Consider the following 15782-nt stretch of genomic DNA (forward strand, 5'->3'; position numbering starts at 1 on the left):
GTGCCGCTGAAAGGCGAGTACAAGCCCAGCACCTCGCAGTGGGCGCGTGAGCAGGCCGAGCAGTACGAGGCCTCGGGCGGAACCGAGGCGAACCTCCTGCGCGGTGTGCCGATCATCGTGCTGACCACCGTCGGCGCGAAGAGCGGGGGACTGCGCAAGACGGCGCTCATGCGCGTCGAGCACGACGGCCGGTACGCGGTCGTGGCGTCCAAGGGCGGCGCCCCCGACGAGCCGGCGTGGGCGGCCAACATGCGCGCGCATGCGCACGTCGAGCTGCAGGATGGCGCGGTCAAGCGCGACTACCTCGCGCGCGAGCTCTCGGGCGACGAGTACACCGAGTGGTGGAACCGCTCGGCCGAGGTGTGGCCCGATTACAACGAGTACCAGAAGAAGACCGACCGGAAGATCGCGGTCTTCGTGCTCGAGCCGTTCGACCCGCCCGCGGAGTGAGCGCGCCGTAATCCCGAGAAAAATCCGAGGATGCCGCGCCGCGGCGCGGTGGCGCGAGGGGGCCGGTCTACGATCGGGCCGTGAAGTCGGAGACTGCTCTCGTGCTGGCGAGCGTGGGCGCTCTCGGCGCTGCAGCGGGGATCGGCCTCGCCGCGGCGGTCGCCATCCCGCCCAGCCTGGCGAACCTCAGTGCCACGGTGTACCAGACGCCGACCGAGGTGACGATCGCGGACGCCTCGGTCATGCTCACGGCGCCGGCGGGATGGGTGGTCCGGCGCCCGCCCTTCGACGGTGACGACCTGACACTCACCAGTCCCGACGGCCGACTCGAGATCGCGGTCACCGAACTGAGCGGGGGCTTCGACACCGCGTATGCGGAGCTCGTTCGCGCCAGTGGCGCGCAGGGCGCCGCGGCCGTCACCGAGACCCTGTCCTCGGGCTCGCGCACCCGGCACACCGAGGTCTCGGACGACGACGGCGGCGCTGTCCTCGCCGCCGTCGGTGACGAGCGCGGTCCGGTCAGCGCAGGGATCGTCGCGCGGGTCACCGACGGCAGCATCGGCGACTACCGCTACGCGATCGCCGAGGTGCTCGACACCGTGCGGGTGCCGTCGTGAGTCGGCGCTCCATGCGGCGTCCGGGGTCGCGCCGATCTCGCGGCAGGCGCGCCGCGCTCCCTGTCGTCCTGATCGGCGCGTTCGCGCTTTCCGCCTGCGCACCGGCGACGGATGCCGCGTGGCGGCCCGCCGCCTTCCCCGCCGCCCGGGTGGCGGTGGCGGAGTTCCCCGCCGCCATCGACCCGGCGGAAGTGCCGGCGCTACGTCCGATGCGTATTCGCAACGACGAGGTGGGGGTTCAGGCGCGGGTCGCTCTGCCTCCCGGACGGACGCCCCTGGGAGACCGCGTCATCGGCGCCGTGCGGGACGCGATCGGGGGCCGCGAAGCGGCCACAGGCCTCGCCTACACGCCGCAGGCGCACCCGCGCGGGGCGGGACTGGGCGACCGCGGGTGCATCGCCGGATCCACGCGGCTCGCGGCCGCCGAGCTGCTTGCCGACCCGCGACTGGGGCCGGCTAACGGATCGGGCACCGCGGTGGCCTGCGACATCGTCGCCGCCGCCGGACCCTACCTGGGCGTGCGGCTGCGTACGGTCTCGGGCGATGCGACGGCGATCAGCGGTGACACCTCGACCACCCTCTACACCGACCTCCGCACCGGCGAGACCGTTGCGGCCGACGCGCTCTGGACCCCCGAGGCCGGCCCCGCGCTGTGGGGCGACATCGTCGAAGCCCTCCGGCGCGACGCGGGCGCCCTGAGCCTTGCCCCCGTCCAAGCCCCCGATGAGGCAGGGCTCGCGGTCATCGGCGCGGCGCTCGCCCGCTCGGTGCCTGTCGGCGGCGCCGTCGTCATCGAGGTGCCGGCCGGGTTCAGCCCGCCTGAGCTGCAGGCGCTCGGGATCGCCGCGACGACCGAGCCGATGGCGGTCGCCGTGCCCCGGGAGGTCGCGACGCCGTATCTGACGCCGTTCGGAGCGGGTCTGGCCGGCGCCGTGGCATCCGCCCTGCCCTACGAGGCACCGACGACCGTCCCCGCCGGTGCCCAGGCGATCGACTGCGAGCTCGTGCCGTGCGTGGCGCTGACCTACGACGACGGTCCGTCGGAGTACACCGCCGGCATCCTGGACGAGCTGAGGGCACGCGACGCCGCCGCGACGTTCTACGTGCTCGGTCAGCTCTCCCGGCCGTACGCCGACACCCTCCGCCGCATGCGCGACGAGGGGCACGAGATCGCCAACCACTCGTGGAACCACCCGAGTCTTCCCTCGCTCACCGATGAGCAGGTCGCCGCCCAGCTGCGCGACACCAGTGCGGCGATCCAGAGCGTCGTGGGGACGCGTCCGACGAGCTTCCGGCCGCCGTACGGCGAGTACAACCAGAACGTGCTGCGCATCGCGGGACTGCCGGCGATCCTGTGGGACGTCGACACGTTCGACTACCAGCGACCCGAGGTCGACACGCTCATCGCGCGGGCTGTCGACGGACCCCGGCCCGGCTCGATCGTGCTCATGCACGACATCCACCCCGGCACCGCTGCCGCTGCCGCCGCCACCTACGACGGGTTGCTCGACCGCGGCTTCTCGCTGGTGACGGTGACGCAGATCTTCGAGGGCGCCATGCCCACGTCGGGAGCCTGGACCTCCGGGCGCTGACCTGCGGCACGGACCGGGAGCAACCTCCGGGGGATGTCAGGCGCCCAGGAAGGCCTCGATCGGTCCGCGGGCGAAGAAGACGACGAATCCGGCCGAGACGACCCACAGGAGGGGGCTGATCTCCCTCGCCTTCCCGGCGAAGACCCGCACGATCACCCAGGAGACGAAGCCCGCGCCGATGCCGTTGGCGATGGAATAGGTCAGGGGCATCACCGTCACGGCGAGGAAGACGGGCAGGAGCACCGAGAAGTCGCTGAAGTCGATCGCCCGGATCTGCGACATCATCAGGGCGCCGACGATCACCAGAGCGGCCGCCGCGACCTCGGTCGGGACGATCGACACCAGCGGGGTGAAGAACATCGCGACGAGGAAGAGCCCACCGGTGACGAGGTTCGCCAGCCCCGTGCGGGCTCCCTCCCCGATGCCGGCGCCGGACTCGATGAAGACCGTGTTGGACGACCCGGACGTGTACCCGCCGGCGACCGCTCCCACCCCCTCGACGACCAGTGCAGAGCGCAGACGCGGGAAGTTCCCGTGGGCGTCGGACAGCCCCGCCTCTTTCGCCAGGCCCGTGAGGGTGCCCATGGCGTCGAAGAAGTTGGTGAAGACCAGGGTGAAGACGAGCATGAGGGCGGCGAGGACGCCGATGCGGGCGAATGCGCCGAACAGATCGACCTGACCGACCAGCGCGAGGTCGGGCAGGCTCACCCACTGCGCGGGGAGCTCGGGCACCGAAAGCCCCCAGCCGCCCGGAGCGTCCACGGCCGAGCCGAGATTCCACACCGCCTCGACGATGACCGCGACGACGGTGCCGCTGACCAGTCCGATGAGGATGCCGCCCCTCACCCGGCGGGCCATCAGGATGCCGGTGAGCAGCAGCGTGAACACGAACACCAGCGCCGGCACCGTGGCGATCGACCCCTCCACGCCGAGTCCGACCGGGGGTGAGCCGACACCGGTCGCGGTGACGAACCCGGCGTTGACGAATCCGATGAAGGCGATGAACAGGCCGATGCCGACCGTGATCGCGAGCTTCAGCTGCAGGGGCACGGCGTCGAAGATCATGCGGCGCAGACCCGTTGCGGCCAGGAGCACGATGATGAGGCCGTTGATGATCACCAGGCCCATCGCCTCGGGCCACGTCACCTCGCCGACCACCGACACGGCGAGGAAGGAGTTGATGCCGAGGCCCGCGGCGAACCCGAAGGGGAGCCGGGCGACGAGGCCGAACAGGATCGTCATCACGCCCGCCGTCAGCCCCGTCACCGCGGACAGTTGAGCGAAGTCGAGGCTGTTGCCGTCGACGTCGACGCCGCTGGAGAGGATGATCGGGTTCAGGATGACGATGTAGGCCATCGTCACGAACGTGACCACCCCGCCGCGCACCTCCGCGGCGACCGACGAGCCCCGCTTGCTGATCTCGAAGAACCGGTCGAGCCGGTTCTTCGCGGTGCCGTCGTCGTGCCGGTTCGATGTTGCGGCGCCGATCGTCGGCGCGTCGGATCTGTTGCTCACTGAGACCTCCCCCTCGACGTTAGCGGGTTCCGCCGACGCCGATCGGTAGGGTCGTTGAGGCATGCAACGCTTCGTGGTCGCTCTTCTCGCCGCCGTCGACGCCGCAATCGCGGCGGCGGTCGGCCTTGCGCTGATCCTTGCGCCGGCGACGCTGCTGTGGGTGTTCGGCTTCGGCGCCCAGGCCGACTGGTCGGCGCTGTGGGCTGCGACGACCTCGGTGTGGCAGCTCGGTCACCTCGTGCCGCTGGATGTCACGCTGCCCCCGATCTACCTCACCGCCAGCGGCATCGACGAAGCCGCGGCATCCTTCTCGCTCTCGCTCGCACCGCTCGCCCTGGCCGCCCTCACCGCGGGCCTGGCGGCGCGCATGGGCGTGCGGGCCTCGCGATCGGAGGCGTGGGGGAGCGGGCTCATCGGCGGGATCGTCGTCTTCACGGCGCTCGCCGCCGGCATCGCGCTCACCGGAGCGAATCCGCTCGCGGCCGCGCCGACGTGGCTCGCGATCGCCCTCCCGGCCCTCGTCTTCGCGATTCCCGCGACTCTCGCCGCGGTCGTCACCGAGTGGCGGGAGGCTGATGTCGGGCTGATCGCCCGCGGTCGCGATGGGCTGGAGGGCCGCATCGGCGAGTCGGGCCTCGCGGCGGTGTCGGAGACGACTCGCGGGGTGGGAATCGTCGTCACCGGATTCGTCGGGGCGGGCGCGGCGCTGCTCACCGTGGCGCTGGTCGCCCGCGGGCCGCAGGTGGTCGCGCTGTCTCAGGCCGGCAATGCCGACGTGCTCGGCGCGAGCGTGATCGCGCTCGGCCAGCTCGCGTACCTGCCGACCTTGGTCGTCTGGGCGGCGTCGTTCATCGCCGGCCCCGGCTTCGCCGTCGGCGCGGCGACGACGGTCGCCCCGGCCGGCACGCAGGTGGGGGTGCTCCCTCCGGTGCCGCTGCTGGGCGTCATCCCCGAATCGACGACCTCGTGGCTCCTTCTCCTCGCCCTTGTACCGGTCGCGCTCGGCGCGCTCGCCGGATGGATGGTGCGCTCGCGCCTGGTCGCCGACCATCCGCGTGCGATCGCCGACGGCTGGGGCCTGCGCGCCGTCATCGCCGGATCCATCGCGGTGCTCTCCGGGGGTGCCGCGGCGCTTCTCGCTCAGCTCGCCGGTGGGTCGATCGGGCCGGGCGCACTCGCGCAGGTCGGACCGGTTCCCGGCGCGGTCGGTCTCGCCGTCGGCGTCGAGGTGCTCATCGGGGCGGCGATCCTGCTGGCGCTGCCGTCCGGGCGGGAGCGCGGTGACGACGCGGATGCCGACGAGTGGGGGGTGTGGGAACCGGAGCCGTCGGGCGAGTCCGAGACCCCGACGACGGATGCCGCGGCGGATACGGCTCCCGTCGATGACGCCCCGCGCGTCGAGCCGCCCGAGCCGCCCGAGCCGCCCGAGAGTCCCGAGCCGCCCGAGAGCCCCGACCAGACCGACACTCAGCCGCTGTTCCCGCACCCCCGGCGCGGCGGGGGGTCGCCGCTAGACTGAGCCGGTGCTCACCGTCGCGGTCCTCATCTCGGGCGCGGGGTCCAATCTCCGGGCGCTGCTGGAGGCAGCGGGCGAGTCCGACTACCCGGCGCGAATAATCGCCGTCGGCGCCGACCGCGAAGCAGACGGGTTCGCCCACGCCGAGACCTTCGCTGTGCCGACCCTCCTCGTGCCCTGGCGCGGCGCCGCCGAGCGGGAGGCGTGGGGAGCCGAACTCGACGCCCAGCTGCGCGTCTGGAACCCCGATCTCATCGTGCTGAGCGGGCTCATGCGCCTGCTTCCCGCCGCGTTCGTCGAGGCGTGGAGCCCCCGCATCATCAACACCCACCCCGCGTATCTCCCGGAGTTCCCGGGGGCGCACGCGGTGCGCGACGCACTCGCCGCCGGGGCGACCGAGACCGGCGCCAGCGTCATCCTCGTCGACGCCGGCGTCGACACCGGGCCGATCCTCGCCCAGGAGCGCGTGCCGATCCTCCCGGGTGACGACGAGCGCCGCCTCCACGAGCGCATCAAGCCCGTCGAGCGACGCCTGATGATCGACGTGGTGCGCCGAATCGCCACCGGCGAGCTCGACCTCGCTCGCGCTGCGGCGACCGCGACGCCGGCGTCACCGACATCCGCTCCTGCCTGAACCCCCGCACCCCATCCCGCACGCCTCGAGAAGGAGACCCATGGCCGGCCCGAGTCACGACCCGTCCCTGTACCGCGACCGCGACGTCGTGCCGATCCGCCGCGCGCTGGTGTCGGTGAGCGACAAGACCGATCTGCTGCCGCTGGCCGAGGCGCTCGCCGCGTCCGGTATCGAGATCGTCTCGACCGGGTCGACGGCGGCGACGATCCGCGACGCCGGGTTCCCCGTGACGGACGTCTCGGCGGTCACCGGCTTCCCCGAGTCGCTCGACGGGCGCGTGAAGACGCTGCACCCCGCCGTGCACGCGGGTCTTCTCGCCGACCTGCGGCTGGAGGACCACGAGCGTCAGCTCGGCGAACTCGGCATCGCCGCGTTCGAGCTCGTCGTGGTGAACCTCTATCCCTTCGTCCAGACCGTCGCGTCGGGCGCTGAGGGCGACACGGTCGTCGAGCAGATCGACATCGGCGGCCCGGCGATGGTGCGCGCGTCGGCGAAGAACCATGCCAACGTCGCCATCGTCGTCTCGCCGGAGTCGTACCCCGCGATCATCGAGGCCGTCCGCGGCGGCGGCACCACACTGACCCAGCGGCGCGAACTCGCCGCCCGCGCTTTTGCGCACACCGCGTCGTACGACACCGCTGTGGCGGCCTGGTTCGCCGAGGGGACCCTCGCCGAGGAGGACCTCCCGGCCCACCTGACGATCAAGGCAGAGCGCCTGGCCACCCTCCGCTACGGCGAGAACGCGCATCAGCGCGCGGCGATCTACACCCGCGTCGGCGGGCACGGTATCGCCCAGGCCACGCAGCTGCAGGGCAAGGAGATGTCGTACAACAACTACGTCGACGCCGACGCGGCGCTGCGTGCGGCGTTCGACATGGTCAAGCCCGCGGTGGCGATCATCAAGCACGCCAACCCCTGCGGCATCGCCGTCACGGCGCCCAACGCGCTCGACCCGATCGCCTCCGCGCACCTGCGCGCACACGAATGCGACCCGGTGTCCGCGTTCGGCGGCGTCATCGCCGCCAACCGCACCGTCACGCTGAAGATGGCCGAGAACCTGCGCGACATCTTCACCGAGGTCATCGTCGCGCCCGACTTCGAGCCGGCGGCGCTGGAGGTGTTCCGGCTGAAGAAGAACCTGCGCATCCTGCAGCTGCCCGCCGACTGGCGGCAGGAGCGGATGGACGTGCGCCTGGTCTCCGGCGGTCTGCTGCTGCAGGACGCCGACCGGTTCCCCGACGACATCGAGTCGGTCGCGAAGGACTGGCAGCTGGTGTCGGGGGAGCGCCCCGCAGAGGAGGAGATGACGAACCTCATCTTCGCCTGGAAGGCCTGCCGCGCGGTGAAGTCCAACGCCATCGTGCTGGCGAAGAACTCCGCCACCGTCGGCATCGGCATGGGACAGGTCAACCGGGTCGACTCCTGCCGTCTCGCCGTCGAGCGGGCGGGCGACCGCGTGACCGGGTCGGTCGCGGCATCCGATGCCTTCTTCCCCTTCGCCGACGGACCGCGCGTGCTCATCGACGCCGGCGTCTCGGCGATCGTGCAGCCCGGCGGGTCGGTGCGCGACGACGAGGTCATCGCCGCTGCCCGCGATGCCGGCGCGACGATGTTCTTCACCGGCGAGCGGCACTTCTTCCACTGAGCCGCGGGCGGGCCAGCCGAGCTTGTGCTCACCGGCCGTCTACGCGGGATGGAGTTCCAGGGCCCACACTCGAGTGCGGAGAACGGTGCCGCGGAACGGGAAATCACGCTCACCGTGATCAGCGAAACCCGCGGAGCGGCACAGAGCGTTCGAAGGGGCGTTGTCGACGGACGGGTAGGCGTACGCGCGCGGGAGAGGCGGCACGTCCGAGCGGAGAATGTCGACCACGATGCTGAGTGCTTCGCGTGCGATCCCGCGACCCTGCCATGCGGGGAGAACGTTCCACCCGACTTCGTATGCCGCTTCGCCGTCGTGCTCCGTCGTCCAGAAGCCGATGCCGCCGGCCCCCTCGCCGTCGGCCTCGATGGCGAACATCCACTCCTGCCCGCCGTCGCGCGACCGGAGGTAGTTCTGGTGTCGACGCAGGACGGCGTCCTCACCCTCAGACCCGCCGAGGAATCGCGTCATGTCCGCGGTGTCGGCAGCCAGGAGCAGCGGAAGGTGCTCGGGGGCCCAGGGCCGGAGGATCACGGTCGCCATCGGGGCAGTCAACCACACCGCGCCGACCTCGATCACTCCGGTCAGCGACCTTTCGTCGACGGTCCTGCTCGTGGCATCCGCCCCGCCCTTCACCGAGAGACCACGCTTCCGCGGAGACCCGGCTCAGCGCGGGAGGTCTCGACGGAGATGCGGCTTCTCGGCGGGCCCGGGACGGGTCGCACGCCTCGAGCCGCCGCGATCGTGACGACCCACCCCGCCAGGTCGGGTGGCTCGACGCGATGAGGGTGGCTCGGCGAGGGTGAGGTGCCGTGTGCGGATGCTGCCGGGGAATCGCGCCCCGACGCCCCTTCAGCCCGCCGTCGGGCGGCCGTACTCCTCGAGGAAGCGCAGCCACACCTCGCTCACCGTCGGATACGACGGCACGGCGTGCCAGAGGCGCGACAGCGGCACCTCCCCGACGACGGCGATGGTGGCGGAGTGGAGGAGCTCGGCGACATCGGGCCCCACGAAGGTCGCGCCCACGAGAACCTCGCGCTCGGTGTCGATGACCGCCCGCGCGCGGCCGACGTAGTCGTCCGACACGGTCGACGCACCCGCGACCCACGACAGGTCGTAGTCGATGACGCGCACCGGCAGACCCGCCCTCTCCGCCGCCGCGGCGGTGAGGCCGATGGAGGCGACCTCGGGGTCGGTGAAGGTCACCTGCGGCACCGCCGCGTGATCGGCCGTCGCGACGTGCACGCCCCAGGGCGCGTCGTCGACCGGCGCGCCCTGCGCGCGCGCGGCCATCACGTCGCCGGCGGCGCGCGCCTGGTACTTGCCCTGGTGGGTGAGGAGGGCGCGATGATTGACGTCGCCGACCGCGTAGAGCCAGTCGGTGCCGCGCACGAGCATCGTGTCGTCGACGTCGAGCCACGTCCCGGGCTCGAGGCCGACGCTCTCCAGCCCGAGGTCGGTGGTGCGCGGCACCCGCCCCGTCGCGACGAGCACGCGCTCCGCAGCGACCTCGGACCCGTCCGACAGCTCGAGCACGGCCAGGCCGTCGTCGGCGGCGCGGGCCCCGACGACGTCGACGCCCGTCCGCACGTCGACCCCGAGCCCGCGGAGCGCCTCCTCCACCATCTCACCGGCGAAGGGTTCGGTGCCTCCGAGGAGCCCCGACCGGGCCACCAGCGTCACCTCCGTGCCGAAGCCGGCGTAGGCGGTCGCCATCTCGGCGCCCACGACTCCGCCGCCGAGGACCGTCAGGGACGCGGGCGGATGCTGCACCGCGGTCGCATCGCGACTGGTCCACGGTTCGACCTCGCGAAGCCCCGGGATGTCGGGGAGGAGCGCCGCGGATCCCGTGCAGACGGCCACGGCGTGCCGCGCGATGAGGATCGTGTCGATGCCCTCGTCGTCCGTCACCACGACGCGCTTCTCTCCGTCGAGGCGTGCGTGACCTCGCACGAGGTCGATCTTCGCTTTGTGGAGCCAGGCGACCTGTGAATCGTCGTTCCACTCGTGGGTGATGCCGTCGCGACGACGGAGTACCCCGGAGACGTCGAGGTCTCCGGTCACGGCCTGCTTCGCGCCATCCACCGCCTGCGCCGCCCGCAGCGCCGCTGCGCTTCGCAGCAGCGCCTTGGACGGCATGCACGCCCAGTACGAGCACTCGCCGCCGACGAGCTCCTTCTCGACGATGGCGGCCGACAGGCCCCCCTGCACTGCGCGGTCGGCGACGTTCTCGCCGACCGCCCCGGCGCCGATGACCACGACGTCGTACTCGCGGGTGATCTCCATGGTCCCGACCCTAACGCCGTGCGCCCGCCCGCGGGTGGCTGTGACGGGACAGGTCCGTCCCTCACAGAATCGCGCGAACGTCACAGCGATCGCGCGCGAGAGTGTGGCGAAGCGGTGATTCTGTGAGGATGACGCGCCCTGTCCACACGGCGAGAGGGTTGACCGCGCGCCTAAACCGATTTAGGATTCAGTTTGAACCGGTTTAGACGCGGTGGGTGCCGCGCAGCGCCGCACGACGACACGAAGAGGTGACGGATGACGCAGCAGGGCCGCCCCACCATCGCCGACGTCGCGCGCCGCGCGGGCGTCAGCAAGGGCCTTGTGTCGTTCGCGCTGAACGGCCGGGCCGGGGTCGCCCCGGACACCCGCGAGCGCATCCTCTCCGCCGCCGCCGAGCTCGGCTGGAGCCCGAACCTCCGCGCCCGGTCGCTCAGCGTCGGCCGCGCCTTCGCCTGCGGCCTGGTGATCGGCCGCAGCCCCGACGTCATCGCCGCCGACCCGTTCTTCCCGTCCTTCATCGCGGGCGTCGAAGACGAGTTCTCGGTGTCGGGCCAGGTGCTCGTCCTCGCCGCGGCCACCCCCGGTCGACAGGAAGCCGAGACCTACCGGGGTCTCGCCGCCGACAGGCGCGTGGACGGGGTCATCCTCTCCGACCTCCGCGCTGACGACGAGCGCATCGCGCTCATCACCGAACTGGGCCTCGCCGCGGTGACCCTCGGCGTCCCCGACGTCGACAGCCCGTTCACCTCGATCTCCGTCGACGACGGCGCCGGCATCCGTCTCGCCGTCGACCACCTCGCCGACCTCGGTCACACCGATATCGCTCACGCGGCCGGCCCCTTCTCGATGCTTCACGGTCGGCACCGCGCCGCGGCGTTCGAAGACGCGGCGGCGGCCCGCGGCATCCGCTCCCGCATCATCGAGACCGACTTCAGCGCCGCCGACGGCGCCCGCGCGACCGAAGAGCTGCTGGATGCCGCGACGCCGCCGACCGCGATCGTGTACTCCAACGACAACATGGCCATCGCCGGCCTCGGGGTCGCCCAGCGACGCGGGCTCGACGTGCCGCGCGACCTGTCGATCACCGGATTCGACGACACCGAGATCGGCCGTCACCTCCACCCCGCCATCACGACCGTCTCGACCGACGCGCGCGGCTGGGGTGCGGCGGCGGCGCGGGCGCTCCTCGACGCCATCGCCGGCGCCGAGGCCCGCGCGATCGACCTCCCCGACCCCCGGCTCGTCGTGCGTGCCTCCACCGGCACGCCGCGCGCCTGACACCACCCGCGGGCATCGCCCGCACGCACAAGGAGATGAACATGCGACGACGCATCATTCCCGTGGCGGGAGCCGCCGCGGCCATCCTCGCTCTGAGCGCCTGCAGCGGCGGTGGCGGCGGTGGCGGCGCCGGCGGCATGGACAGCCGCGGCGACATCACCATCTGGTACTCCAACAACGAGGCCGAGATCGCCTGGGCCGAGCAGATGGTCGAATCGTGGAACGCCGAGAACCCCGATGAGCAGATCACCGCGCAGGAGATCCCTGCGGGGTCCTCCAGCGAGGAAGTGATCAGCGCAGCCATCACCGCCGGCAACGCCCCGTGCCTGATCTTCAACACCTCGCCCGCGGCGGTGCCGGAGTTCCAGCGCCAGGGGGGACTGGTCGACCTCACCGACTTCGAGGACGGCGAGGACTACATCACCGAGCGCTCGGGTGACCTCGCCGAGCAGTACCGCTCGGAGGACGGCGGCTTCTACCAGATGCCCTGGAAGAGCAACCCGGTGATGATCTTCTACAACAAGGCGCTCTTCGCCGAGGCGGGCCTCGATCCCGAGAACCCGTCGCTGTCGACCTACGACGAGTTCCTCGAGACCGCCCGCACCCTCAGCGAGGCGGGCGTGGCCGAGTACGCCATCAACCCCGCCCCGACGAGCGAGTTCTTCCAGTCGTGGTTCGACTTCTACCCGCTCTACGCCGCCGAGACCGGCGGCACGCAGCTGGTCGAAGACGGCGCCGCGACCTTCGACAGCCCTGAAGGCGAAGCGGTGTCCGACTTCTGGCGCACCCTCTACGCCGAGGGCCTGGCCGGTCAGGAGCAGTACCAGGGCGACGCGTTCGCCGACGGCTACGCTGCTATGGCGATCGTCGGCCCGTGGGCGATCTCGGTCTACGGCGACACGGTGGACTGGGGTTCGGTCCCCGTTCCGACCTCCGGTGGCACCGCGCCCGAGGAGACCTGGACCTTCAGCGACGCCAAGAACGTCGGCCTCTTCACCGCCTGCGAGAACAAGGGCACCGCGTGGGACGTGCTGAAGTTCGCCACCAGCGAGGAGCAGGACGGGCTGTGGCTCGAGGCCACCGGGCAGATGCCGCTCCGACAGGACCTCACCGGCACCTACCCCGACTACTTCGCGGCCAACCCCGCCTACGAGCAGTTCGGCGACCAGGCCTCGCGCACCGTCGAGGTGCCCAACGTCCCGAACTCGGTCGAGATCTGGCAGGCGTTCCGTGACGGCTACTCGGAGGCGGTGATCTTCGGCGAGGGCGAGATCCCCACGTTCCTCTCCGACACCGCGACCGAGGTCGACGGCCTGGCGGCGGGAGACTGACGTGACCTCCTTCACCGGCACTCCCGGTCGGGGCGCCGCAGCGCGCCCCGACCCGGGGGTGCCCGGGCGCGGCGGTGCGGAGAGGTCTGACCAACCGAAGGGGATGCTGCGCCGCATCCTGGGCTCGCAACCCCTCGGCCTCGTCTTCGCTGCGCCCTACCTGATCTTCATCGGGGTCGTCTTCGCCTACCCGATCGTGTTCGCGGTGTGGATGTCGTTCCACGACTACTTCTTCGCCGCGCCCGGGGCGGTCGTCGACCGCCCGTTCGTCGGGTTCGACAACTACGTCGCGGTGCTGAGCGACCCCGACGTCTGGCGGTCGTTCGGCAACGTCGGGATCTTCCTGATCATCAATGTGCCGCTGACCGTGGCGCTGTCGATGCTGCTTGCGACAGCGCTCGATCGCGTCGCGCGAGCGAAGACCTTCTTCCGGGTCGCCTACTACGTCCCCTATGTCACCGCCTCGGTGGCCGTGGTCGCGGTGTGGCTGTTCCTCTTCTCGGGCAACGGCCTGGTGAACAACCTCCTTGGACCCCTGGCTCCCGAGCCGTCGTGGCTGATCAACTCCGCCCTGGCGATGCCGACCATCGCGCTGTTCGTGACGTGGAAGGGGCTGGGGTTCTACATCCTGCTCTACCTCGCGGCGCTGCAGAATGTGCCGCGCGAGCTCTACGAGTCGGTGTCGATGGACGGCGGTGGCCGCATCCGGCAGTTCTTCTCCGTCACGGTGCCGAGCGTGCGCCCCGCGACCCTGCTCGTGGTGCTTCTCGCGACCATCACCGGCGCGAACCTCTTCACCGAGCCCTACCTGCTCACCGGTGGGGGCGGACCCAACGGTGCGTCCACCTCACCGGTGCTTCTGATCTACCAGCGCGGCATCGAGCAGGGGAACCCCGACATCGCCGCGGCGATCGGGGTCATCCTCATCGTCTTCGTGCTGATCATCGCGGCGCTCCAGCGCCGCTTCGTGGGAGGGGAGGACCGATGAGACGCGCCCTCGGCAGTTCCGCCGCGATGTACGTCGTGCTGAGCCTGGGTGCTCTGGCGTTCCTCTTCCCCTTCTACTACATGGTGATCGGGTCGCTGCAGACGACGGTGGACCCGTCGCCGTCGGGGGCCTTCCCCGCGCCGGGGAATCTGACCCTCGACAACTACGGCGCCATCAACGCGCGGATCGACCTGCTGCAGGGACTGGCGAACTCCGGGATCTTCACCGGCGGGGTGATCCTCGGCACCGTGGTGTTCGGCGTACTCGCCGGCTACGCGCTGGCGGTGCTGCACTGGCGGGGGAGGAGTGCCACCTTCTCGCTCGTGCTCCTGGTTCAGGTCATCCCGTTCCAGCTGCTGATGATCCCGCTGTACGTGATGATCGCGCGCGACTACGGACTCGCCGATTCCTACGCCGGCATGATCCTGCCGTTCTTCATCAACTCCACCGCGGTCATCATCTTCCGTCAGTACTTCCTGCAGCTGCCCAAGGAGCTCTTCGACGCCGCCCGCATCGACGGTGCGGGGGAGCTGCGTCTGCTGTGGAACGTCGCTCTGCCGCTCGTGCGGCCGGCGCTGCTGACGGTGGTGCTGCTGACTTTCATCGGCCCGTGGAACGAGTTCCTCTGGCCCTTCCTCATCACGAAGGACGCCTCGATGCAGCCCCTCGCTGTGTCGCTGGCGAACTTCCTGTCGAATGTCGCCGCGTCCACCGCCAACCCGTTCGGCGCGACCCTTGCGGGTGCCGTCGTGCTCGCCGCCCCCGCCGTCGCGCTGTTCCTGATCTTCCAGCGCTACTTCACCAGCAACGACCTCGGATCCGGAGTGAAAGGATGACCATGACATCGCCCCTGACCACCGTTCCCTATCGGATGACCCGTGTCGGCGTCGTGATGACGCCGACCCCCGGCGACACGCAGGAGGCCGAGGGGGTGTTGAACCCCGGCTCGGGTCGGGGACCCGACGGCACCCTGTACCTCCTGCCCCGACTCGTCGCCGAGGGCAACGTCTCGCGGGTCGGCCTCGCGCGTGTCGTGATCGACGGCGGCGTACCGGTGGGGGTCGAGCGCGAAGGCGTCGTCCTCGAGCCCGACCGCGGGTGGGAGCGGGGCGCCGACAACGCCGGAGTCGAAGACCCCCGGGTCACCTGGATCGAGACCCTCGGGCTGCACGTCATGACCTACGTCGCCTACGGCCCACTCGGACCGCGGACGGCGCTCGCGGTCTCGCCCGACCTCCGCCGGTGGCGGCGCCTGGGCCCCGCGCTCTTCCGCTACGACGAGGCGCTGGACATGGACCTCAACCTCTTCCACAATAAGGACACGGTGTTCTTCCCCGAGCCGGTGACCGCGCCCGACGGCACGCTCGCCCTCGCGGTGCTGCACCGCCCCATGTGGGACCTCGGCGAGACCAAGCCCGGCCAGGGCGTGCGGGTACCCGCCGGTGTCACCGACGAGCGCCAGTCGATCTGGATCAGCTACGTGCCCCTCGACGCCGTGCGCGAGGACATCGCGAACCTCGTGCTGTGGGAGCAGCACCGCTTCGTCGCGGGGCCGGAGTTCCCCTTCGAGGAGGTCAAGATCGGCGGCGGCCCGCCGCCGCTCCGCGTGCCGGAGGGGTGGCTCGTGCTCCACCACGGGGTCACCGGCGTCATCGACAACGCCTTCTCGCAGCAGCAGAAGGTCAACTACGCCGCCGGGGCGCTGCTCCTCGACGCCGACGACCCGAGCCGGGTCGTCGCGCGGACCCCCGAGCCGCTCTTGAAGCCCGAGACCGACGACGAGCGCAGCGGCATCGTGCCGAACGTGGTGTTCCCCACCGCGATCGAGGAGATCGACGGGCGCCACTTCGTCTTCTACGGCATGGCCGACTCGAAGATCGGCGTCGCGCTGCTGGAGCGCACCGACGTCTCGACCGACTGACCGCCGAAGGAT

The 15782-nt window shown here is 71.2% G+C and carries 14 protein-coding genes; 11 read left to right on the plus strand and 3 right to left on the minus strand.

From position 1 onward, the window contains the following. From HDC37_RS02625 to HDC37_RS17480, 3 genes are all read left to right on the plus strand, one after another. Positions 1 to 450: a nitroreductase family deazaflavin-dependent oxidoreductase gene (locus tag HDC37_RS02625; RefSeq protein WP_179558815.1), complete on the plus strand. Its 450-nt coding sequence runs from the start codon at positions 1 to 3 to the stop codon at positions 448 to 450. A gap of 80 nt (positions 451 to 530) precedes the next feature. Then, a complete protein-coding gene (locus HDC37_RS02630; protein WP_179558816.1) occupies positions 531 to 1067 on the plus strand; it encodes a hypothetical protein in 537 nt (178 codons plus the stop codon). Continuing rightward, on the plus strand, positions 1064 to 2659 hold the full coding sequence (locus HDC37_RS17480) for a polysaccharide deacetylase family protein (protein WP_179558817.1): 1596 nt from the start codon (positions 1064 to 1066) through the stop codon (positions 2657 to 2659). Before HDC37_RS02630 ends, HDC37_RS17480 begins: the two co-directional genes overlap by 4 nt. Before the next feature lie 36 nt (positions 2660 to 2695). Here the strand turns inward: HDC37_RS17480 and HDC37_RS02640 are convergent, their stop codons facing one another. Then, positions 2696 to 4237: an NCS2 family permease gene (locus tag HDC37_RS02640; protein WP_179558818.1), complete on the minus strand. Its 1542-nt coding sequence runs from the start codon at positions 4235 to 4237 to the stop codon at positions 2696 to 2698. Here HDC37_RS02640 and HDC37_RS02645 point away from each other — a divergent pair. From HDC37_RS02645 to purH, 3 genes are read left to right on the plus strand one after another with little or no spacing between them, the layout of a single operon-like run. Next, positions 4236 to 5693, plus strand: coding sequence for a DUF6350 family protein (locus HDC37_RS02645; RefSeq protein WP_179558819.1), 1458 nt, complete (start codon positions 4236 to 4238; stop codon positions 5691 to 5693). The genes HDC37_RS02640 and HDC37_RS02645 overlap by 2 nt on opposite strands. A gap of 4 nt (positions 5694 to 5697) precedes the next feature. Further along, a complete protein-coding gene (gene purN, locus HDC37_RS02650; RefSeq protein ID WP_179558820.1) occupies positions 5698 to 6324 on the plus strand; it encodes a phosphoribosylglycinamide formyltransferase in 627 nt (208 codons plus the stop codon). A 40-nt stretch (positions 6325 to 6364) separates the two neighbouring features. After that, positions 6365 to 7969, plus strand: coding sequence for a bifunctional phosphoribosylaminoimidazolecarboxamide formyltransferase/IMP cyclohydrolase (purH, locus tag HDC37_RS02655; protein ID WP_179558821.1), 1605 nt, complete (start codon positions 6365 to 6367; stop codon positions 7967 to 7969). 39 nt (positions 7970 to 8008) lie between these two features. On the opposite strand, the gene HDC37_RS02660 is transcribed toward purH, so the two are convergent. Both HDC37_RS02660 and HDC37_RS02665 read right to left on the minus strand, forming a co-directional pair. After that, positions 8009 to 8509 carry a GNAT family N-acetyltransferase gene (locus HDC37_RS02660; RefSeq protein ID WP_218869270.1) on the minus strand — a complete coding sequence of 167 codons (501 nt, stop codon included), beginning with the start codon at positions 8507 to 8509 and terminating at the stop codon, positions 8009 to 8011. A gap of 309 nt (positions 8510 to 8818) precedes the next feature. Beyond that, positions 8819 to 10252, minus strand: coding sequence for an NAD(P)/FAD-dependent oxidoreductase (locus HDC37_RS02665; RefSeq protein WP_179558823.1), 1434 nt, complete (start codon positions 10250 to 10252; stop codon positions 8819 to 8821). Positions 10253 to 10507: 255 nt separating this feature from the next. Between HDC37_RS02665 and HDC37_RS02670 the strand changes: the two genes are divergently transcribed. From HDC37_RS02670 to HDC37_RS02690, 5 genes are all read left to right on the plus strand, one after another. Continuing rightward, a complete protein-coding gene (locus HDC37_RS02670) occupies positions 10508 to 11530 on the plus strand; it encodes a LacI family DNA-binding transcriptional regulator (protein WP_179558824.1) in 1023 nt (340 codons plus the stop codon). 41 nt (positions 11531 to 11571) lie between these two features. Then, positions 11572 to 12861, plus strand: coding sequence for an extracellular solute-binding protein (locus HDC37_RS02675; protein ID WP_179558825.1), 1290 nt, complete (start codon positions 11572 to 11574; stop codon positions 12859 to 12861). Positions 12862 to 12964: 103 nt separating this feature from the next. Beyond that, the gene (locus HDC37_RS02680; protein ID WP_179559101.1) at positions 12965 to 13849 is read left to right on the plus strand and encodes a carbohydrate ABC transporter permease; all 885 of its coding nucleotides are present in this window, start codon (positions 12965 to 12967) and stop codon (positions 13847 to 13849) included. Further along, positions 13846 to 14685 (plus strand): carbohydrate ABC transporter permease, encoded by an 840-nt coding sequence (locus HDC37_RS02685; RefSeq protein WP_179558826.1) that lies wholly within the window; start codon positions 13846 to 13848, stop codon positions 14683 to 14685. Before HDC37_RS02680 ends, HDC37_RS02685 begins: the two co-directional genes overlap by 4 nt. Continuing rightward, positions 14682 to 15770 (plus strand): glycosidase, encoded by a 1089-nt coding sequence (locus HDC37_RS02690; RefSeq protein WP_374939123.1) that lies wholly within the window; start codon positions 14682 to 14684, stop codon positions 15768 to 15770. Before HDC37_RS02685 ends, HDC37_RS02690 begins: the two co-directional genes overlap by 4 nt. Positions 15771 to 15782 lie beyond the last annotated feature (12 nt).

Source organism: Microbacterium sp. AK009, from assembly GCF_013410955.1.
In the GTDB taxonomy this organism is placed as follows: Bacteria; Actinomycetota; Actinomycetes; order Actinomycetales; family Microbacteriaceae; genus Microbacterium.